At 45.0% G+C, this 22,272-nt stretch carries 18 protein-coding genes; 3 read left to right on the forward strand and 15 right to left on the reverse strand.

The genetic code is table 11. The features are described from left to right. Positions 1 to 5 precede the first annotated feature (5 nt). From ptsG to MKY52_RS01240, 10 genes are all read right to left on the reverse strand, one after another. On the reverse strand, positions 6 to 2,069 hold the full coding sequence (gene ptsG / locus MKY52_RS01195; RefSeq protein ID WP_341053317.1) for a glucose-specific PTS transporter subunit IIBC: 2,064 nt from the start codon (positions 2,067 to 2,069) through the stop codon (positions 6 to 8). A 279-nt stretch (positions 2,070 to 2,348) separates the two neighbouring features. Beyond that, positions 2,349 to 3,224, reverse strand: coding sequence for a glucose PTS transporter transcription antiterminator GlcT (glcT, locus tag MKY52_RS01200; protein WP_341049354.1), 876 nt, complete (start codon positions 3,222 to 3,224; stop codon positions 2,349 to 2,351). 128 nt (positions 3,225 to 3,352) lie between these two features. After that, positions 3,353 to 4,966, reverse strand: a complete 1,614-nt coding sequence (locus tag MKY52_RS01205; protein ID WP_341049356.1) for a hypothetical protein — start codon at positions 4,964 to 4,966, stop codon at positions 3,353 to 3,355. Next, complete coding sequence (locus tag MKY52_RS01210) at positions 4,959 to 5,666, reverse strand: ABC transporter ATP-binding protein (protein WP_341049357.1); 708 nt, start codon at positions 5,664 to 5,666, stop codon at positions 4,959 to 4,961. The genes MKY52_RS01205 and MKY52_RS01210 overlap by 8 nt, the downstream gene beginning before the upstream one ends. Before the next feature lie 111 nt (positions 5,667 to 5,777). Further along, complete coding sequence (locus MKY52_RS01215; protein WP_052404202.1) at positions 5,778 to 7,352, reverse strand: flotillin family protein; 1,575 nt, start codon at positions 7,350 to 7,352, stop codon at positions 5,778 to 5,780. Then, complete coding sequence (locus MKY52_RS01220; RefSeq protein WP_042186148.1) at positions 7,352 to 7,888, reverse strand: hypothetical protein; 537 nt, start codon at positions 7,886 to 7,888, stop codon at positions 7,352 to 7,354. Before MKY52_RS01220 ends, MKY52_RS01215 begins: the two co-directional genes overlap by 1 nt. 290 nt (positions 7,889 to 8,178) lie before the next feature. Next, positions 8,179 to 9,342, reverse strand: a complete 1,164-nt coding sequence (locus MKY52_RS01225) for an iron-containing alcohol dehydrogenase (protein WP_341049358.1) — start codon at positions 9,340 to 9,342, stop codon at positions 8,179 to 8,181. Between the two features lie 223 nt (positions 9,343 to 9,565). Continuing rightward, positions 9,566 to 11,146, reverse strand: a complete 1,581-nt coding sequence (locus MKY52_RS01230) for a UDP-glucose--hexose-1-phosphate uridylyltransferase (RefSeq protein ID WP_341049359.1) — start codon at positions 11,144 to 11,146, stop codon at positions 9,566 to 9,568. Positions 11,147 to 11,201: 55 nt separating this feature from the next. Beyond that, complete coding sequence (gene galE, locus MKY52_RS01235) at positions 11,202 to 12,188, reverse strand: UDP-glucose 4-epimerase GalE (RefSeq protein ID WP_042186143.1); 987 nt, start codon at positions 12,186 to 12,188, stop codon at positions 11,202 to 11,204. 4 nt (positions 12,189 to 12,192) lie between these two features. Then, positions 12,193 to 13,368, reverse strand: a complete 1,176-nt coding sequence (locus MKY52_RS01240) for a galactokinase (protein ID WP_341049361.1) — start codon at positions 13,366 to 13,368, stop codon at positions 12,193 to 12,195. Positions 13,369 to 13,586: 218 nt separating this feature from the next. Here MKY52_RS01240 and MKY52_RS01245 point away from each other — a divergent pair, with 218 nt between their 5' ends. Then, positions 13,587 to 14,453, forward strand: a complete 867-nt coding sequence (locus tag MKY52_RS01245) for an AraC family transcriptional regulator (RefSeq protein WP_042186139.1) — start codon at positions 13,587 to 13,589, stop codon at positions 14,451 to 14,453. A gap of 86 nt (positions 14,454 to 14,539) precedes the next feature. Here the strand turns inward: MKY52_RS01245 and MKY52_RS01250 are convergent, their stop codons facing one another. The 5 genes from MKY52_RS01250 to MKY52_RS01270 all read right to left on the reverse strand — a co-directional run bounded on the left by MKY52_RS01250 (position 14,540) and on the right by MKY52_RS01270 (position 18,996). Continuing rightward, positions 14,540 to 15,538: an aminoglycoside phosphotransferase family protein gene (locus tag MKY52_RS01250; RefSeq protein ID WP_341049364.1), complete on the reverse strand. Its 999-nt coding sequence runs from the start codon at positions 15,536 to 15,538 to the stop codon at positions 14,540 to 14,542. 32 nt (positions 15,539 to 15,570) lie between these two features. Beyond that, positions 15,571 to 16,575, reverse strand: coding sequence for an L-glyceraldehyde 3-phosphate reductase (gene mgrA / locus MKY52_RS01255; protein WP_341049367.1), 1,005 nt, complete (start codon positions 16,573 to 16,575; stop codon positions 15,571 to 15,573). 105 nt (positions 16,576 to 16,680) lie between these two features. Beyond that, on the reverse strand, positions 16,681 to 17,421 hold the full coding sequence (locus MKY52_RS01260; protein ID WP_076284245.1) for an NAD-dependent protein deacylase: 741 nt from the start codon (positions 17,419 to 17,421) through the stop codon (positions 16,681 to 16,683). 34 nt (positions 17,422 to 17,455) lie between these two features. Beyond that, positions 17,456 to 18,220: an HAD family hydrolase gene (locus MKY52_RS01265; RefSeq protein WP_341049369.1), complete on the reverse strand. Its 765-nt coding sequence runs from the start codon at positions 18,218 to 18,220 to the stop codon at positions 17,456 to 17,458. Positions 18,221 to 18,252: 32 nt separating this feature from the next. Next, the gene (locus MKY52_RS01270; protein WP_341049370.1) at positions 18,253 to 18,996 is read right to left on the reverse strand and encodes an alpha/beta hydrolase; all 744 of its coding nucleotides are present in this window, start codon (positions 18,994 to 18,996) and stop codon (positions 18,253 to 18,255) included. A gap of 186 nt (positions 18,997 to 19,182) precedes the next feature. Between MKY52_RS01270 and MKY52_RS01275 the strand changes: the two genes are divergently transcribed. After that, complete coding sequence (locus tag MKY52_RS01275) at positions 19,183 to 20,223, forward strand: acyltransferase family protein (protein WP_341049371.1); 1,041 nt, start codon at positions 19,183 to 19,185, stop codon at positions 20,221 to 20,223. Positions 20,224 to 20,539: 316 nt separating this feature from the next. Continuing rightward, positions 20,540 to 22,225: a dihydroxy-acid dehydratase gene (gene ilvD, locus MKY52_RS01280; protein WP_076284249.1), complete on the forward strand. Its 1,686-nt coding sequence runs from the start codon at positions 20,540 to 20,542 to the stop codon at positions 22,223 to 22,225. Positions 22,226 to 22,272: the final 47 nt, after the last annotated feature.

Consider the following 22,272-nt stretch of genomic DNA (forward strand, 5'->3'; position numbering starts at 1 on the left):
CACTTTTACTGAATGGTAATAATATCCTTATCACCAATAGATACCTTACCTGGCTTCTTCAAGGTTACGGAAGAGCCTTCTGGTAAATTGGAGAAAATAACAGGAGACATTACTGATGGTGCATGTGCTTTTACATATTCTAAATCCACTTCCATGATCGGCTGTCCAGCAGCTACAAGGTCGCCCTCTTCGACTAGAACTGTAAAGCCTTGACCTTTAAGCTTAACTGTATTAACCCCTATATGAACGAGCACTTCCTTACCTCCATCGGACATAATGCCGATCGCATGCTTGCTCGGGAACACATTAAACACTTTACCGTAGACCGGTGAAGCAATCTTTCCATCATCGGATAGGAAAGCAAAACCATCACCCGTCATTTTTTGGGAGAATACTGCATCGGGAACCTCAGTGATATCCACTAGTTCACCATTTACCGGAGAGACGATATCTTCTTTGATAATCGCTTCACCAGCTTCACCTGCCTGCTGTTCTTCTTCAGGCTGTGGCGTAGCCGCTACCGGCGTTGGTGCAGGTGTCTTCCCGCTAATTACATCTTGAATCTGAGATTTAATGGTATCGGAACGTGTGCCGAAGATCGCTTGAATGTTATTACCCACCTCAAGCACACCTGATGCACCTAACTTCTTCAGACGAGTCTTATCCACACCTGATTTATCTTTAACCTCCACACGAAGGCGGGTAATACAAGCATCCAGATGAGCGATGTTCTCTTTACCACCCAACGCAGACAAGATGTTTCGTGGTAAATCATCACCCGTTTTAGAAATGGCTTCTGTGTTAGTATCTTCAACCTCACCCGTATCCTCTTCACGACCCGGTGTCATCAGATTGAACTTCCGAATAACAAAGCGGAATCCGAAGTAGTAAATTACGGCAAGAGCAAGACCTACTGGAATTACGAGCCACCAAGCCGTACGGTTCGGGATAATACCAAAGAGCACGTAATCAATAAAACCTCCAGAGAAGGTCATACCAATCTTGACATTAAGAATATGCATGGTCATAAAGGACAAACCTGCAAAAACAGCATGTACTGCGAACAGCAATGGAGCTACGAACAAGAATGAGAATTCAAGCGGCTCTGTAATTCCTGTCAGGAATGAAGTCAAAGCTGCGGAAAGCATCAAACCTCCGACAAGTTTTTTATTATGAGGTTTAGCTTCATGATAAATGGCCAAAGCAGCTGCTGGAAGACCGAACATCATGAAAGGATACTTACCTGTTGTAAATGTTCCTGCTGTGAATTCTACGCCATCACGAAGCTGCTGCATGAAGATCCGTTGGTCACCACGAACCAATTCCCCAGCTTTATCTACGTAGGTACCAAATTCATACCAGAACGGAGAATAGAAGATGTGATGCAGACCAAAAGGAATGAGCGAGCGTTCGATTGTTCCGAAGATAAACGCTGCGAGCGTTTTATTCGTATCAATCATACTTTGTGATACATAGTTCAGACCGTGTTGAATTGGCGGCCAAACTAAGGTCAATGCCAGACCAAGAATCAAAGACGTTACCGCAGTCATGATCGGAACGAAACGTTTACCTGCGAAGAAACCCAGGTAGGATGGAAGTTCGATTTTGAAGAATCGTTTGTACATGGACGATGCCAATATACCGACGAGTATACCTCCAAATACCCCCGTTTGCAGTGTTGGAATTCCTAAGACGCTAGCATAGGAAAAGTCGCCTTGGCTCAGGACATAATCATTGACGCCAATTACAGTACCCATCGTAACATTCATTACGAGGAAACCAATAATAGCGGCTAGACCAGCAACACCCTCACCACCGGATAAACCGATGGCAACACCCACGGCAAATAGTAAGGATAGATTATCAAATACAATTTGCCCTGAGTTCATCAATACGTTCGCAATTGCCTGAACTACATCGTTCTCAAGTGCCGGAACGTATTGTAGAAAATCGGGGTTTACCAGCATGTTTCCTATTCCAAGGAGCAGACCGGCTGCTGGCAGTATGGCTACTGGGAGCATCAGCGCTTTACCGACTCTTTGTAAAACGCCGAAAAGCTTTTTGAACATCATGGTCACTTCCTTTCATTATTCACATTTTCAGTAAAACAGATGCCAAAAAAGGCATGAGCAACACAGTATAAAGGTTGTTATCTAACGCTAAGGTTAGATTACCCCAAGATGGGGACTAGCAACCAAAATACTGTAAATCACTCATGCCTGATCGAATCAGTTACACGCTTGGTATTCTGTTTTAATTAGGACACCGATATTGTAGCACCGTTTTTTTGTAGTGACAAGCTTTTTTTAAAATATAAGAAAGTACAAGTTTCACTTTATACATTATCCTTATATTTCTCGCTTCGTCTCCATACCCACTTCATCCTCTTTCTTCTGGGCAAGACGTTGCAAATGAACTGTCAAATAACTGACCTCTGCTGGATACACAGGAATTCGTACTCGGTTCTCAATCACCTTAGTTAACTGCCAAGCCAAGGTATACATTTCGGGATACTCTCGTTTCATAAGACCATCCAGCGTAGAAGTCTCCCGCACTGATTCTCCACGGCGCAGTCTTTCTAGAACAAATCGTAGATGAGTCACCAACCGCGAATAATCAAGTGAATCACGTGGAATTCGATATTCGAGATTATTCTCTACGATTCCGATCAAATCACCAATCAAAAGAGAATGCTGTCTGACCTCGGAAATTTGTCTATTACTCAGCGCGCTAACGATATGAAGTGCAACAAAACCCACCTCATCCACAGGCAATTCCACGCCCATGCCTTCATTAATCCGCTCAATCGCATACTCTGCCATCTTATACTCTTCAGGATAAATTTCCTTAGTCTCATACAGAAACGGATTGTGAATTGGGATATCTTGTTCATAACGCCGTATAGCAAATGAGATATGATCAGTGAGTGCAATATGAACATGCTCATTAAGTGGTTGACTACTGCTATGCATAATATATAACAAAATTTCATGTACAATCTCAATCAACTTCTCATCCACTTGGGGAAGAAGCTGTTTATATTGTTCCTGTTCTTCCTGGCTGCGGAGAATAAACATCTTCTCCACAGAGGACAGGTTAATCCGATCATGCAATTTTCGATTAAACCCTATCCCTTTGCCAATTACTACAACCTCGGAATATTGGGGATGGTCCGCAATGATAACGTTGTTATTTAACACCTTTGCTACAGTTATGCTACTCATTTTTGCCACCTCTTTTATCTCTAAACACCTGACTTCCAAGCAGCAAACGCAACATGAAACGGTACGATTAAAAAACTCTCGTTACCATCATATCATCAACATTCCGATATTAGAAGAACACTCGCATTCTATTTTACCCGGAAGGTTCGGCTGGAGAACTTGTATACCAACGTCACGGCAATAACCATATAAGCAATCGTTCCCGCAAGAACAACTAGCGTAAATAGTGACGATGCTTTTGGAAATCCGATACAAGCGACGCTTAGTCCCAATACAATGCTGTTGACGATAAAAAAGAACGGATTTTTCATATTTAGCTCCGTGCTGTACGGTTGAAAGATATAATACATGAACAAATGGTGCACTGAGAAGAACAAGGAAAGACAAAGAATCGTTACCCAAAAGATCACTGCATCCATCAAACCCCAATCTGCACCAGAAAGCAGAAACAGCAGAGTACATGCTAAACATATGGCGACAGCAGGAATAAGATTAAGGCCACTCAATTTAATAAGACGAATCTTAAAATTGTCCAGAATCGCAGCTTGCTCACGATAGAATCCATAGCGTAACAAGCTTAAATCACAATTGTAAAACATCGCTTTGCATACGCGCTCACCTATAGAGGTATAGTTCATTATAAATACAAAAAAGGGAAGTCCACCGAGCAGATATGCTGTAAACTTGGACGAAGTCTCCGGCGAAATAAGCATCATTAGGACAGCCACTATAAAGAGCACACCAATGATCGTTAAACGCCTCTGGATGGGTTGAATCAACAAGCGTTTATGCCTGGAGAAAAAAATAGCATTCAGGTAGGCGTAACCTGTCTTTCCTTGAAAAGCTTTCCCCATAAGTTCTTCCGAAGAAAAGTCCTTCTCCTTGGTCTGAACATCTGCCACCCTCGCTTCTTTCATCATCCGGTTCATATCCAGCAATGGATCATCTATCTTGGTAACGACATCTACAGCACTGCGATAGTTAGGATATTTCCCAATATACACAGCTGCAATTCCTCCAAGTACAACAATCACAAGACTCACTGGGACACTAAATCCTGTCGCATCATTTACAAAAGCATACCCTAGATAAAGGGGCACATAGGCAAGTAGGCCACCTAGTCCAATCACCGACCATACCCAGCTCATCTTTTTAACTAACACAATTTCTTTTTTGTCAAAAAACCAAAGATTTAGCGCCTCGGTGACTATTCTCCAGGCCGTTAACAGAAGTGTAAGCCATAGGCCATGCCACAGCGGTGCCCCAAAAATCCCCGCAAACACGGTTAATGCCGGAATAAAATATATAAAGAACGTTAGCCCTTTAAGCAAAAGCGTAGCATGCATATACTGTTTCGCCGGAATTCTCATCAGCTTCACACATATATATTTATCCCGTTTGGGCTCTAATATAAATACATTCGAAACCGCAGCCACTATAAAGCTCAGAACTATAAAAATATGTAAGAACAATGCATACTGTTCAGCGAGCGGCAATTCTTTGTGTGTAAGGACGATTGGCAAATAGATCACAATTCCCAAATAGGCGAACTTGCCTAAAAACCCCCACACTACCTTCAATGCAAGTACTATCCCAGCGAAGACTTGTTTTAGTGCAATGTTAGAGTAAATATCCCCTTTTAAAAGTTTGCCAAGAACAGGCAGCTTTTTGAAATAGTAAATCAGCCGATTGGCTCCGGACGAACCTCTAATCCTCTGAATGCTGCGAAGTGTGCTAATCATTGTTGCCATCCTGAAGTAAAGCTATAATTTGCTCCTCAAATTCTGGACTTTGCAGAGTCTCACGCGGAATTTCTTGAAGGGTTCCATGATTTAGAATAACCAACTCGTCACATAAATCAGCGGCTAATTGCAAAATATGCGTAGAAAAAATAATGATGTGATCCTGCTTCATCTCACGCAGCAATTTCTTGATCTCAAGAGCCACAACCACGTCAAAAGAAGTTAAAGGCTCATCTAATAAAATCAAAGGCGGACGAGTAATGATAAAGCAGAGCATTTGAATTTTATTCTTCATCCCGTGGGAATAACCCTTAATCAGTCGGTGCCGATCTTCTTCCTCAAACTTAATAATTGAAAAATAATCTTCTATGCTTTTATTCGGATCGATCTTCTCACGGTTGATGTCCATATAAAACTTTACGAACTCATAACCTGTCAGAAACTCAGGCAAAATGGGTAGGGAAAATACATATCCGATGTCCTCGTCACGAAGCGGACGGGCACTATCCTTCTCACCAATAAAGGCAGCCCCGCTATCCATTTGGATCTCACCACTCAAACAATTGAAAAGTGTAGTTTTACCTGCTCCATTCCGTCCAAGCAGCCCGTAGATCTTCCCTCTTTCAAAGGTGAAATCTGCATCTTTAATCACCTGTTTACCATCGAAGCTTTTATGGATATGATCTAAAGTTAGTTGCACGCTCGCGCACCTCTCCTATTCTATAGCTAAGACCCAAAACATAGAGTAAGCCCGGTAGCAATCACCGAGCTTACCTTAAGTTAAATCATTCTATAGTAGTTATTGCTTTAACTAGTCTTCAGGTTGCTCAGCCACAGAAGTTGAAGCTTTGCTCGCTCCCCCCGATGCTGCTGGAGGTTGTATGGAGGTCACGGGTGTGACCGGAACAGCCTTGCTTCCAGTTGACCCTGAGGATCTAGTCGTCAGCCCTTTGATCAGGGCCTCTACGTCAATGCCAGAGACGCTCTTCAGCATCTCAGGAGCCGTAGACATCAACTGAGTTACATAGTTGCTTACACGTGCCGCACCTTCACCATTACCGGTATCTACAACCGTAAGCTTATCAATGGATGCCAGCGGCTTCGCGATTTGGCCAGCCAAATCAGGCAGCATTTTGACGATAATATCGAGCACGGCTGCTTCGCCGAATTTCTGGAAAGCTTCCGCCAGCTTTTCTTTGGCTTCTGCTTCCGCTAGACCGCGCAACCGGATAACCTCAGCATCCGCTGTACCTTTAGCCAGCTCTGCATCCGCCATCGCTTGACCTTCAAGACGCTTCTGCTCAGCTGTCGCTTTAGCTTGCGTTTCAATACTATATTGCAAGGCATCTGCCTCACGCATTCTCTTCGCCTTATCAGCTTCCGCCGCTTGCTCTACTGCGTAACGATCCGCTTCCGCTTTTTTCTTCACTTCTGCGTCGTACTGCTTCTCGCGAACTTGAATTTCTTTGGCTTGCAAATCGATTTCACGTTCCTTACGTACCAGCTCAACCTTCATCTGTTCTTCAACAACGGTCTGCTTTGCACGTGCCTCTTGAATATGATAAGCCTGGTCGGCTTCCGCTTTCGCTGTATCCTGATCCCGTTTAAACGCAGCCACCTTAAGCTGGTTTTCCTTGGAGGCTTCGGCGATATTCGTATCCCGCAGCAGTTCTGCTTTTTGCCCTTGCTCTTCAGCGTTTGCCTTTTGAATTCTCGCATCCCGCACTGCTTCTGCTTCAGCGATCTCTGCATCCCGCTTCACTGCAGCTATCCGCGGTTTACCTAATGCGTCAAGATATCCATGCTTGTCTCGTACATCCTTGATAGTAAAGGAAACAATTTGCAGACCCATTTTCTTAAGATCACGTGCCGCTACTCCTTGAACCTCTTGCGCAAAACGGTCACGGTTACGATATACTTCCTCAACGGTCATCGAACCGAGAATGGCCCGCAGATGACCCTCAAGAACTTCTTGTGCTTCGCTCTTCAGCGCTTCAATCGGTTTGCCCATAAATTGCTCAGCGGCTGTCGCCACATCTTCAGTCGAGCTACCCACTTTAATAATCGCTACACCGTCAGCAATAACCGGAACCCCTTGTTCGGTGTATACTTCCGGGGTCGTCACATCGAGTTTATGAGAAAGAAGCGACATAAATTCAGCCTTCTGAAAGATAGGGAGGATAAATGCCCCGCCCCCACGTACTATCTTTATTTTACGACCAGATCCATCGTCTGAAATATGATTTTTCCCCAAGAACGACCCCGTTACGATCATCCCTTCATCTGGTCCAACAGTTTTGTAACGTGCCCAGAATGCGATACCTAGCACAAACAAAACAGCAACGACAACAGCAGGGACTAACAAATACTCAGGAATACCGAACATTAAAGATCCACTCCTCTTCTCTTTTCGAATTCTGACACCAATGCAACGCCTTCTCTAACCTCCACTACAACAACTTTAATCCCTGCCGGAAGCAGCTCATGATCAAAGCTTGCTGCCGTATGCAGGCTATTGCCGGCGCCAAACTTTACCATAATCTCACCATAACCCGTGGCGGGAACAGGAATTGTGATTTCCCCGATCTTGCCAGGCAGATCACTCATAGAGAACCCATTGGACATTTCGCTTTTTTCCATGGGCTTAACCACCCCTAGATACATAAGTACTCCCAAAAAAGCGGCGGCTAACAAAGATAAAGCAATGATCGCCCCAGCTTCCAGAGCGCTGTACCGGGTTAGAAGAATGCCCGCTCCGCCGAACACGGTTATTCCTCCTGCCAGTACGGTGGGATTCAGAAAATCTACGGATACGAAATCAAAGACTCCATGCAAAGCATCTCCGATCACATCACCCACCAGGACGCTGACTATGGCAAATATGACGCCTAGCGCCAAGCAGCCTAAATACAGCGTTTGCATATTTACTTCCTCCTGTCTTCATTCAGGACTGTCATATTACTTTAAACGAATAAAGTAGGTCATTGGTTTCACAAACTATGGATATTTACCCATAAAAGTTCCATTCTGAGGATAAACGCACGAAAAATGCGGTCAGCAGCAGCGGAGATCGGAGACGATGTCGAGGAGAAATCCACAGTAGAGCATAAACGCAAAGAAGCGATTCATCCATTATGGAAGAATCACTTCTTTGACGTTCTATAACATCTTCTAGACTAAAGACGAAGGGGCTCTTTCGTAGAAGAATTTACTTACAAAGCCATTTTATAAATTTCAACTACATCCTCACGGTCAAGCTTGCGGAAATTACCAAACGGTCCGAAACGAACCGCCTTATCAGCCATACTGCCGATCTCGCTGTCATCAATATCATAATCAGCGAGTGTCTTCGGTGCACCAATGGAATCCCAGAAGCTACGCAGCGCTTCAATTCCTTCCAGTCCTATTTCCTTATCATTCTTACCCGCAGGATCAACTCCAAACACGTTTACAGCAAACTTGCGGAAACGGGCAGGATCAGTATCGATATTATATTTCATCCATTGTGGGAACAGAATGGCCAGGCCTCCACCGTGTGGAATGTCGTATACAGCTGATACTGCGTGCTCGATGTTGTGAGTCGCCCAATCTCCTGCAAAGCCCATGCTAACCATACCGTTAAGCGCCATTGTGCCGCAGTACATGATCGTCTCACGCAGTTCGTAATTATTCAAATCTTCAATAAGCTTCGGTGCGGTTTCGATCACCGTACGCAGCAAAGTCTCACAGAAGCCGTCTTGTACCGGAGTGTTGCCATCAGTATGGAAATAGTGCTCCAGAACATGAGACATGATATCTACCATGCCGTAGACCGTCTGATCACGTGGCAGAGTGAAGGTATTCTCTGGGTCAAGAATCGAAAATGCCGGGAATGCATGAATACTGCCCCAGCCCATTTTTTCCTTGGTCACTTCGTTGGTGATTACAGAGCCGCTATTCATTTCTGATCCTGTAGCTGCCATCGTCAGCACTGTACCAAGTGGGAGAGCGTCTTGAGCAGCTGCCTTACGTTCAACAAAGTCCCACATGTCACCATCATATTTCGCCCCAACAGCAACTGCTTTAGCGCAGTCCAACACGCTACCGCCGCCTACAGCGAGGATGAGGTCGATATTATGCTTGTGACACAGCTCTACACCTTTATGTACGGTGGAAAGGCGTGGATTCGGCTCTACGCCTGAGAGTTCAGTAACCACAGCATCTATTGCGCTCAGCTCAGCCATGACCTTATCGAACAGACCGCTACGCTTGATACTACCGCCACCGTACATCAACAATACATTCTTACCGTACTTAGGAACCTCAGTCTTCAACGCTTCCAGCGTACCCTGTCCAAAAATCAACTTGGTAGGATTATAAAAATCAAAATTACGCATATGTGTAAACCTCCATTAGTTTTTTCAGAATGTTTTGCTCACTCGTATTATAAACCTCTGAATAGCTGCATTCAAATGGATCAGCTTCAAGCCACATAAATATCCCCACAAAGTGGTGCTTTGCTTTGATGCAAACTCAGGTACTTCACGGGGACCCCAAATATATAACCTAAAAAAAGATGTCCTTAAGCCTACAGGCTTAAGAACATCCCCTTTCCAAACTTTAGATCGCGCCGAAGCTCTTCACGAAACGACGGAAAGCAGCTTGCCCTTCCGGAGTCCGTTTATAGACACCTGCGTGTTCAAGAATATGTGTAAACTTGATGCCGACTTCGTTCTGCACAATCTTGACGGCTTCTTCATGCTGTAATGCCGTTCCGAAACGCTCTACAAGCTCCTGAACCCAAGCAGTGTGCTGCGCAAGTGGATGACTAGGATCATTCTTCACCGCTTCTAATAGTGCTTGATCTCCTGTAAGGATGCTTGCAATAGAATCGAGTTCTTCCTTCAGACGACCTGGCAGAATTGCGAGTCCCATGACCTCAATCAAGCCGATATTTTCTTTCTTGATATGGTGCATCTCCCGATGGGGATGGAAAATCCCTTCAGGATATTGCTCGTTAGTCCGGTTGTTACGCAGCACGAGATCCATCTCGAAGCTGCCATCTTCTGCCCGACGAACGATTGGAGTAACGGTATTATGAGGCTGCACTTCACCATCAACTTCGCTGAACGCCAACACTTCTGCATCAGGATCACTATACGCCTTCCAAGCTTCATAAAGTGCATTGCCACACTCCAGCAATACCGCTGGATCTTCACCATTCAAACGTAATACGGACATAGGCCATTTTACGATATTAATGCTGACACCCGGATAAGATGCATGCATGAACGAATCTTCCTTAGGCGCTTTCTGAATAGGGAAGGTGTGACGTCCACCCTGAAAGTGGTCATGTGTCAGAATCGATCCGCCAACAATCGGTAAGTCAGCATTCGAGCCAATAAAATAGTGCGGGAAAGATTCCACGAAGCTAAGTAGCCGCTTCAAGGTATCCTTGGTAAGCTTCATTGGCACATGATCATGATGAAATACAATACAGTGCTCGTTGTAGTAAACATATGGTGAATACTGAAAGAGCCATTTCTCATTATTCAGCTGAAGTGGGATGACACGCAGGTTCTGGCGCGGCGGATGATTAACCCGACCAGCATACCCAACATTCTCGCGGCACAGCAGACATTTTGGATAGACCGGCGGCGGGAGCAAGCGGGCCATAGCAATTTCCTTCGGACTCTTCTCAGGCTTGGACAAATTGATTGTCATCTCGATGTCACCGTAAGGCGAATCTTGCAGCCAGTAGACATTCTTGGAAATCCGGTCCATCCGGATATAGTTGGAATCTATGCTTAATTTATAAAAGCGATCTGTAGCCGCAGAGATACCTTTTTCAGCAGCTAAACGGTTGAACTCCGCATTTACGTCTGATGGACGGGCCATTAGGAGTCCCATAATCTTGGCATCCAGCAAGTCACGGTAAGTGTCGCTATTCTCTGGAATCAATCCGATTTCAAAACCATAATCAATCAGTGCATCCAGTGGAACCTGTGGACCTGTAAGTGGACTTTGATCGATCTCGCCGACGAACGGCTCACTAAATCCGAACTGATCTAACAGCACATTACGGCTATAGTCTTCATCTGATGGAGCAATGAGCTGCTCACGCAGTGCGAACAGAACTAGCTGCTCAATCGCATGTAAGGCTTTCTGGCCAGCAGGCGTAACCTTATTCTCGTTGTGCATTTTCAATTCTCCTTAAGTAGGGTCTCATGCTCTAGTTAAGCTATGCTAAAGCCCCTTATTCTCCGTACCCCTGCGGATTGGCAGAATGCCAGTTCCAGGCGCTTTGAATGATATTCTCTAAGTCAGCATGCTGAGGGTTCCATCCAAGGATAGAGCGCGCTTTATCGGAGGAAGCTACCAGCACTGCCGGATCTCCAGCACGGCGTTCTTGAATAACTACAGGGATTTCTAGCCCTGTAACTTTCTTCGCAGTTTCAATAACCTGTTTTACAGAGAAGCCAAGTCCATTTCCCAAGTTAAAAATATTACTGCTGCTTCCGCTACGCAGATAAGTTACTGCGCGAACATGGGCGTCAGCCAGATCGCTAACATGAATGTAGTCGCGCACACAAGTACCGTCTTCTGTAGGATAGTCGTCTCCGAATACGGCGATGCTCTCCCGTTGCTTCAAAGCGGTTTGCAATACCAGCGGAACCAAATGACTTTCCGGACGATGGTCTTCACCGATTTTGCCACTAGCATGTGCACCTGCAGCATTAAAATAACGAAGCGCTACATATTTGATACCCAGTACTTTATCAAACCAAGCCATCATGCGTTCCATAGTCAGCTTAGTTTCGCCATATACGTTTGCTGGCTCGGTACGGTCTGTTTCTTCAATCGGCACCTTTTCCGGTTCGCCGTAGGTTGCAGCTGTAGACGAGAATACGATTTTGTTCACGCCAGCTTTTTGCATAGCTTCCAAAAGGCATTGTGTGCCGTATACGTTGTTGTCATAATATTTCACTGGGTCCTTCATGCTTTCACCAACCAAAGAGCTTGCTGCAAAATGGATAACCGCATCAATCTCATTCTCGGCGAAGAGCTTGCCAAGCAGCTCCTTATCACGCAGATCGCCTTCGTACAGCTTGCCACCCAGTAGCGCCTCACGATGCCCTGTTAGCAGATTGTCGATGACGACCACTTCTTCGCCGCGATCCAACAGCTCTGCTACAGTATGAGATCCAATATAGCCTGCTCCACCTGTTACTAAAATTGCCATTTGATTACACTCCCTTCAATTCTTGGACACCATTACCGATGCCGCAAACGTAGAACTCACCAACCAAACCAGATCTTGTGGTATATGCCTCGCCTACTTCACGAATGAAACGTTCTACATCATCTTCATGTACCAAGGATACAGTACAGCCACCGAAACCTGCGCCAGTCATACGGGAACCCAGTGTACCGGGAATACGCTGTGCTTCTTCAACCATAATATCTAGCTCTTCACAGCTAACTTCATACAAATCACGCAAGGAAGTATGTGAGTCATTCATGAACTGTCCAAACTGCTTCAGGTCATTGTTCTTTAAGACCTCAACGGATTCTAGTACACGTTGATTCTCTTCCACAACATGGCGAGCGCGGCGTCTAACAATTTCATCTATGATTTTATCTTGATGTGCTTCGAATTGTTCACGATTGAGCTGTGCCAGATAAGCTAGTGAAGGAACTTCTTTTTGCAAAATAGACAAGGCCTCATCACACTGCTGACGACGCTCATTGTACTTGGAATCTACAAGTCCTCTGCGTTTGTTCGTGTTGCCGATAACCAGTTTGTAAGCACCAGTGATGAAAGGTACCAGATTATATTCAAGCGTATCGCACATTAACAGGATTGCATGATCTCGTTTGCCATTAGCAACTGCGAACTGATCCATAATTCCGGAGTTTACACCTACGTACTGGTTCTCAGCACGCTGAGACAAGAGTGCAATCTCAACGGTATCCGTGTCGCCGCCTTCGAGAGTTAGGAAAGCATAAGCAGTCACGACTTCAAGAGAAGCCGATGAGGACAAGCCTGCGCCATTCGGAATATCACCATGGAACAGCAGATCGTAACCTTTAGATACTGGAGTGTTTTTCTTCTCCAATTCAACCATTACTCCAACCGGATAGTCGATCCATTCTCCAGTTTTGGCCTTGCCAATTTCACTATAATCAATAGATGCTTCATAAGGAAAATTAGTAGATGCAAAATTCACTTTGCTGTCACTGCGTGGACGCATAATCAAAGTTGTTCCGAATTCCAAAGCTGCCGGCAGCACGTATCCACCGTTATAATCCAAGTGCTCTCCAATGAGATTAACACGGCCTGGTGCATAAAATACTTGAGCTTCTTGCTCGCTTACCCCGTACTTTTCGATGAATTTCTTTTTAAGTTCCTGTGTGCTCATTAATGCCACTCCATCCTTTCGCTGCTTCAGCCAGTGGGAATAAGTAAAGCGTTCTTTATGTATTCATTATAATAGAATCAGTCATCCTCTGATAATGCAATCATGTGTGTAATGTATGGATAAATGTGACTTCCCATAATATAATAATTACACAAATAATTGATACACCCTAAACTATAAGCCATAAAATGACAATAACACAAGAAAGGCTGTCTCAAATGGAGCATACTTATTCCGTAGGATCTAATCCCGTATATTACGATAAACAAAATCTCCATGTACTGTTTGCTGGTCAAAGTCAGACGATTCCTATGCATCAAGCTGGCCCTAAGATTTACGATTATTATTTACTTCACTTTATAGAGTCTGGCTCAGGTGTTTTCCGTACTGAACATCATCAATATGCACTGGGAAAAGGTGACTGCTTCCTTATTCATCCAGGACAGCTGGTCAGTTATGTTTCGGATAAAGATCAGCCCTGGTGCTATCGCTGGGCAGCTTTTACTGGGAGTGAGGCTGATAGCCTCGTGCTGCAGACAGGCTTTACACCTCAAAAACCTGTGGTGACTACAACGGGTGATAGCGTCATCCCAGGTGCCCTTTCCAGTATTATGCAAGCCTTCAAAGCAAACAAAGAAAGTGCACACCTAACTTCTCTAGGGTATCTTTATCTCATTGTAGGTGAAGCCGCAGATTTACTCTCTTCCTTCTCCCGTCTTCCTGGAGCTGAATCGCAGGTTAAGCGTACTGTGAAGCAAATGATCCACTACATGGCCTCCCAATATGCTCATCCAGTATCCATTGAACAAATGTGTGATACTCTTGGCTATAACCGGGCCTATCTATCCCGTGTATTTAAGCAAGAGACCGGATTATCTCCGGTGACCTACTTGCTGAAGCTGCGCATTGAAAAGTCCAGACAGCTGCTGCGTGAACGGCCCGAGCTGTCCGTGGAACAGGTAGCAGCATCCGTGGGGCTCACCGATGCTTTATACTTCTCACGCCAATTCAAACGGTTTTGTGCTCAGTCACCCACCGCTTACCGTCTCACAACGACTAGACATGTAAAAAAGACAAATCAGTAAGGGAAGCCTTTGAAAAAGGGATTCACATATTAGGCAAGTCCAATATGTGAATCCCTTTATTAAGCTGATCTTTCAGTTAGCTTCGGTTATGTTGCATATAGACTCAGATATTCAGGGTAAGCACGAAGATGTATCTCTTTTGCCCTTTTCTGAGCCATTTCCTTCAGTTCTGGCACTTGCTCCGCTTCAACATAGTCAGCAAGAACATCAATCACATCATCAAGGAGCTTCGCTCTAAAATAAAACTCAATCCGTTCCAATATTGCAAGGCCTGCTAAATCAATAACTAGATCCCTACAGTAAGTCCAATCTTTTGATTTATAGAGCGGCCAAAGTAGTACGGAATAATCCATTGCAGCGTCTCCAAAAACCGTAAGGTCATCCCAATCAATAATCCAAAATTCATTATTATCATTGACTAAGATATTCTGCCAATTCACATCATTGTGTACGATGTCGGACGCCTTTCTCTGAAAAGAAGGGTGCTGACTAACCATAATTCTCAAAGCTTCCACTTCTGTATCGAACCAATCTAAAGTGTCCGCCGTTACGAAGTCCAGCAAATGCTTTTCCGCTCTAATAATTTGCAGATCTTCTTCAAATCGATTGATGTATTCGTCAGTAAATGCGGCGGCATAATTGTAGTCCTCATCCTCACTTACAACTGCCATCCTAATTCCTTTATCCGCATGTAATTGATGAAGGGACCTCAGAACCTTTTCAACCACTGGCAGTGGATCGGAAATGGAGCTTAATGGTTTACCTTCGATAAAATCAAACACTAAACCATAGGAATAACCAGATGTTATTTCTTGTGTAATCTCCCTAATCAACCGTGGTGCCTTGTAATTATAAGTCAAATGTTCACTGATCTTAACCCACTGTTTAAGTCCTGCTGCTTTTTGTTCTTGCGAGAGTTTTAAATGACGAAAGGTTTGACCATCCGTTATGCGATAAGATTGGTTTACAAACCCTCCAGGATTCCAAATATACTTAGCCTCAATCTTCGACCTATTTAAGCCTATAGATTCCGAGTTGGCTTCGGCCCACTCTTTCACCTTGTTCTCATCTTGAAGCAACTCCATCGATGCAGCTCATCCCTTCACCTACGTCTTCATCAAGTTCCATTCTCCGTTTGAAGAATAGTCTCAATGCGATCCAATTCTGCCTGCGAGAACTCCAAATGCTGAAGTGCAGCTATATTCTCTTCAATCTGACTAATTCTGCTAGCCCCTATCAATGCAGAAGTAATCTTCCCATCACGTAGTGTCCAAGCTAGTGCAAGCTGCGCCAAACTCTGGCCTCTTGAAACAGCAAGCTGATTTAACGCGTGGATCTTGCGCTTCACATCCGGGGTAATTCGGCTTTCATTTAATGCAGCAGAAGGTTTGGCCGCTCTTGATCCTTCTGGGATTCCATTTAAATACTTATTGGTTAACAATCCTTGAGCCAGAGGTGTAAAAGCGATACTGCCAACTCCGCTCTGTTCCAGCACACCCTGTAAACTACCCTCAATCCAGCGATCGAGCATAGAATAACTCGGCTGATGAATTAAGAGCGGCGTTCCTAAGCTGTTCAAGATTCTAACCGCTTCGAGCGTCTGCTCCGCGGTATAGTTAGATAATCCTACATACAGAGCTTTGCCGGAACGCACAGCATGGTCTAACGCCTGCATGGTTTCTTCAAGAGGTGTTTCCGGGTCCGGCCGATGCGAATAATAGATATCAACATAATCTATGCCCAGCCGCTTCAGACTCTGATCCAGACTAGCCAGCATATATTTACGCGAACCCCATTCGCCATAAGGACCGGGCCACATGTTGTACCCTGCTTTTGTAGAAATCACCACTTCATCTCGATATGGAGCCATATCACTTGCAAGCACTTTCCCAAAGAGCTCTTCTGCTGAACCCGCTGGTGGTCCATAGTTGTTGGCTAGATCAAAATGAGTAATTCCAAGATCAAAAGCACGAGTGATCATTTCTCTGCCATTTTCGTAAGTATCAATTCCACCAAAATTCTGCCAAAGTCCTAATGAGATTGCCGGAAGCTTAAGACCTGAGTTCCCACAACGGTTATAACGCATGTCTTCATATCGTGCTTCATTTGCTACATATACCATTGCTTATCCCTGCCTCTCATTACGCGCTGTTTCTGTACTACCTTATCTTTAAACTACTAAGCGCAATAATAATCTGGCAACCGACAAGCGATGAGATTATCCCTTCTAACCAAGCAGATCCTTTACACTGCCGAGTACTTTCCCAATCCGATCTGTAATCAGAAGATCAGCTTGATCATCAAAAGGTGTCGGGTCGCCATTCAGCAGCACCGTACGTTTGCCCCGGAAATAAGTGACTAGACTTGCCGCAGGCTGGACCGTAAGAGAGGTTCCACCAATCATAAGCATATCTGCAGCTGCTATCGCTTCGACAGAACTCACCAGCACCGAGTGGTCCAATTCTTCTTCATATAGCACAACATCCGGCTTAATAATGCCACCACATTCGGGGCAGCGAGGGACGATCTCAGTGGTACTTAGAAGCTGCTCCAGCCCGTAATAACGTGAGCAGTCCATACAATAGTTACGATGAATAGAACCATGCAGCTCAAGTACCTTTTGGCTACCCGCCAGCTGATGTAGGCCATCAATATTTTGCGTAATAACTGCTTTAAGCTTGCCCTGCCGTTCCAACTCTGCAAGCAGCAGATGTGCGCCATTCGGACGAGCATCAGGATGAATCATTTTACTGCGGTAAAAATCAAAAAAAATGTCCGGTGAGGACATAAAAAAAGTTCGGCTCAGCATCACTTCAGGCGGATAAGGTGAATTGTGCTGAGTCTGGTATAATCCTGCTGCCGAGCGGAAATCCGGGATCCCACTCTCTGTTGATGTACCTGCCCCTCCGAAAAAAACGATGTTGTCACAGTCTTTAATCCAAGAAGCAAGTGTCTGCAATTGATCCATATGTTGTAGCACATCCTTTCCATTAGTATGCTGATCAGTAGGTGATCCTTAGCTCATTATAGCTAGAAATAATCACATCTGCGTCAATCAAGTGATTTCCATTACCCATGTTGGAAATTCCAACGGCGAGGCGTAAGCCTGCACCTTTACCCAATTGCATATCTGCATTACTGTCACCAATAATAATCGTCACTTCAGGAGACAGCCCCAGCTCCCGGCAGGCTAATTCAGCCATTTCAGGTGCGGGTTTTCCGTTTAACACTCTGTCTCTTGTAACTACCGAATGGAAGTAATGAGCAATACCAAGCCAATCTAGATGCTCCTGAGTGGTCTTTGCGCCATCTGAGGTAACCACCCCTAGCTTGAGTGATGCAGCCGCGCACTGTTCCAGAAAAGGAAGAAGCCCTTCTAGAGGTTGTGCCGTGCGGCGTTTGCGTAATTCATACATAGCGTCCTTAGCTATACTCTTTACACGGGTCAACGCTTCATTCCAAGGAACACCCGCAGCATACAGCTGCCATGCAAGCACACCATAACTTTCTTCTTCTGTAGCCATGGTGAGCGGCCCTGCTGGATCATAACCAATCAACTTTCCTGCAGCATCATGCTGGGTACCTAGCACTTTACTCCGATCCACGATAAAATCAGTTCCCATAATCGCAAGCTGATTTTCCATTCCACATAGTACAAGCTCGGCCCAATTCCCCCAAGTGGCTAATAGATCCAATAACGTGCCATCTTTGTCGAACAATATTCCTGAACAGGGAATGCATTCATTGTTAATCTGTAATTCTGGCATAAGTATCCTCCCTTTGTTGGAAAGACCGAAGACTACCTGATATTCCCAAGCCAATCCAGCATGGCTCGCACAGTGTCATTTTGCTGTTCTTCTTCGGAAATGGTTGCTTTCCCGTCTCCTTTTTGTGGTCCATAGCTTCCAAACTGAGCGTGATTTCCACCGACGATTGAACTATAAACCGTATTATCCGGCAAATAGGAACGTCCTTTGTTGTAGCTGTCTCTGTCAATAACCTGATCCTCTGTACCCACTACCGACAATACTGACAAAGTAGTCTCACGCAGATTACCTTTTTCATCTGGATAAGAAGCCAGGAAAAACACACCTTCCAGCTGGTCCGCATGCTCAATCGCATAACGTGACGCCATGACACCCCCAAGCGAATGCCCACCTAGAACAAAAGATTGCTTTGGATGCACACGAATAATCTCTTCTGCAGCATCGCCCTTTGTTACTGCTAAATTAAGCGGCATTTTAGCGATGTAGAACGGATGCCCCGCAGCAGCAATGCCCTTCGCCAGTGGGGAGTAAGCTTCTGGTTTCACCAGAGCTCCAGGGTAAAATATGATCGAGGCCCCCTTAGTAATGGAGGGTTCGAACGAAATCCAGTTTTCATTCTGTTCAACTGTAACTCCACCACTTGAAATCAGTGCAGTTTCGGCTTCTTCAGCCGGTGCATACGGAGTTAAATATTTCCACAACAGCAATCCGGCTACAACAAGAATGATTAGTACAATTAAACCAATACGACGCTTAGTTATTCTTTTCTTCAACATGCTCCACTCCCGGATGTTACTGCATATAAGAAAATTATAGTAGAAACCCACTGTTCTAACAACCTTCAACACATCGCCACATTTGGCACTCATGACAACGCTTTCAATAGTGAGTTAATTCACAATTCAATTGAAGAATATCTTGTATTTTAAAATTAAAGCATCAAGCATCTTTGGGGGGAAGTCATGGTAGGGGAAAACTCGCTAGACACGCCTGGAAAGACCTTTTTTCTAAATTTACGTTTTGTTCTCATTGTTACTGTAATCGTTGGAAACGCCATAGAACCATTGATAGGCTCAATGAGCAGCTTGCATAGCTTATATATGTGGATCTTCAGCTTTCATATGCCGCTCTTCGTGCTCGTTACAGGTTTTTTTGCCAATAAACACCTTACGGGTACACAAGGCCGTCGCATTATCATGCAAATCGGATTGCAGTACATTATTTTTCAAAGCCTCTACTCTGTGCTGGACGCCACCATATATCAGGTGCAGGGTATCCATCATTCCTTTTTCGCCCCCTATTTGCTCTTATGGTTCCTGGCAAGTCATGCCTTCTGGCGTATACTGATGATCGGGATGCGTAAATGGGCGCCTGCCACTCAATTCATTTTTGCTGTCGCCGCTGGAATTGCCGTTGGATACCTACAGCTTGATGGCGTATGGTTCAGCATTAGCCGCACTTTTGTATACCTGCCATTCTTCGTATTAGGTTATCATTTTTCATTCCAGTCCTTTTCTCGCTTTTTTCAAAAATGGATTAAAATTACCGCTGCCGCAGTCTCCATCCTTCTATTCCTTCTGTTTGCATCTTGGGGATCAGAGTTGCCGATAGGCTGGCTTTACGGAAGTATGACCTACATGCAGCTTGGGCTTCAAGAATGGTACGCAGGAATTTATCGTCTGGGCGTTTACGGGCTACAAATCACTGCTGCACTAGCGTTTATGGGGTGGATTCCTTACTCGCTTAGCCGGCTGACTGACTGGGGCTCCCGTACGTTATATGTTTTTCTACTTCACGGATTTATCGTTCGTTTTGCCGCTGTTTCTGGCCTGTACTCTTATATCAACCATTCTATAGGTGCCATGTTATTGGTGCTTTCTGCAATCTTACTGACCATTCTCTTAGCCCAACCAAGTGTAAAAAGGCTGATGCATCCTATTGTTGAGCCCCCCGTTGGCTGGATGATCACCCTGCAGCGTGTTGCCTTAAGGCGCTCATTATAAGTGGCCTATCCCCTAGCGGATAGGTTTTTTTATACTATTTAAGGCCAGTCTCCTCATGAGAAACTTCATATTGTCCGGTAGAAAAAACGTGCTCTTTGTGATAGACTCACTAATAACAATGACTTCTCCGTTCATTATAGGCGGGAACCGTTTATACCAAAACAGCGGCATTTTTTATAGAATCGGCTTCGCCCTTCTTCTCTAGGAAGCTCGTCCCCGTTCATTCTATAAACCGTATATACGCAGGTCTTTGGAGTTCATTGCGTTAATGCGACACTATATTTCATTGCAATTTATTTAGGGGGGAAATGTCAATATGGCAGCTAAGAAAATGCGTTCAGACATGATTAAAAAAGGCTTTGACCGTGCTCCACACCGTAGTCTCCTGCGTGCAGCCGGAGTAAAAGAAGAAGATTTCGGAAAGCCGTTTATTGCGGTCTGCAATTCCTATATTGATATTGTTCCAGGTCATGTGCATCTTCAAGAGTTCGGTAAGATCGTTAAGGAAGCGATTCGTGAAGCTGGCGGCGTTCCTTTCGAATTCAATACGATCGGCGTTGATGACGGTATCGCAATGGGACATATCGGCATGCGTTATTCACTGCCAAGCCGTGAGATCATCGCTGACTCCTTGGAAACTGTCGTTTCCGCGCATTGGTTCGATGGCATGGTCTGCATCCCTAACTGCGATAAAATCACACCGGGTATGATGATGGGCGCACTGCGTGTTAATATTCCAACCATGTTCGTAAGCGGTGGTCCAATGAAAGCCGGCGTAGATAGTAAAGGTAAAAAGCTCTCCCTTACCTCGGTATTTGAGGGCGTAGGTGCACACCAAGTAGGCAAAATCAACGATGCTGAATTGCTTGAATTAGAACAATTCGGTTGTCCTACCTGCGGATCTTGTTCGGGAATGTTCACGGCCAACTCCATGAACTGCCTGGCAGAGGCACTTGGACTGGCATTGCCAGGTAATGGTACCATCCTAGCTGTAGCTGATGAGCGCAGAGAATTTGTACGCAGATCTGCTACTCAACTGATGGAATTGATTAAGTTAGACCTTAAACCAAGAGATATCGTAACTAAAGAATCCCTCGATAACGCTTTTGCGCTGGATATGGCAATGGGCGGCTCCACTAACACGGTGCTGCACACCCTTGCACTGGCTCAAGAAGCTGGTATCGATTATCCGCTTGAACGCATTAACGAAGTGGCTAACCGTGTTCCTTACCTGGCTAAGCTGGCTCCTGCTTCCGATATTTTCATTGAAGATGTGGACCGCGCGGGCGGCGTTAGTGCCGTATTAAATGAACTACTTAAGAAACCGGGTGCTCTGTTCGGAGACTGCATGACGGTTACCGGCAAAACATTAGCCGAGAACGTAACCGGACATGAAATCCAAGATACTTCCGTCATTCATAAAATCGATAACCCTTACTCCGAAAGAGGCGGTCTCGCCGTACTTTACGGCAACCTGGCTCCTGAAGGTTCCATCATTAAAGTAGGTGCAGTAGATGCTTCTGTTGGTGGATATCACAAAGGTCCTGCGATCTGCTTTGATTCCCAAGAATCCGCACTCGAAGGTATCGCTAACGGTAAGGTTAAAGAAGGCCATGTAGTCGTTATCCGTTATGAGGGTCCAAAGGGTGGACCGGGAATGCCGGAAATGCTAGCTCCTACATCGCAAATCGTGGGGATGGGTCTTGGTGCTAAGGTTGGTCTGATTACAGACGGACGTTTCTCGGGGGCTTCCCGCGGAATTAGCATCGGGCACATTTCTCCGGAGGCTGCTGAAGGCGGCCCGATCGCTTTTGTTGAAGATGGAGACATCATTGAACTCGACCTCAACAATCGCAAGATTGAACTCCTGGTTGACGAAGAAGTATTAGCGGTTCGCCGTACGGGCTGGAAAGAGTTTGAGCCTAAAGTTAAGACTGGTTACCTGGCTCGCTATTCCAAAATGGTTACCAACGCAAGTAACGGTGCAGTACTGAAGATTTAATTAGCAAATCCGAGTTCTAGTTGTTCCTAGCATACAAGAGCAGTCTA

Origin of the sequence: Paenibacillus sp. FSL P4-0184 (assembly GCF_038004625.1) — a bacterium.
Taxonomy (GTDB): domain Bacteria; phylum Bacillota; class Bacilli; order Paenibacillales; family Paenibacillaceae; genus Paenibacillus_AQ.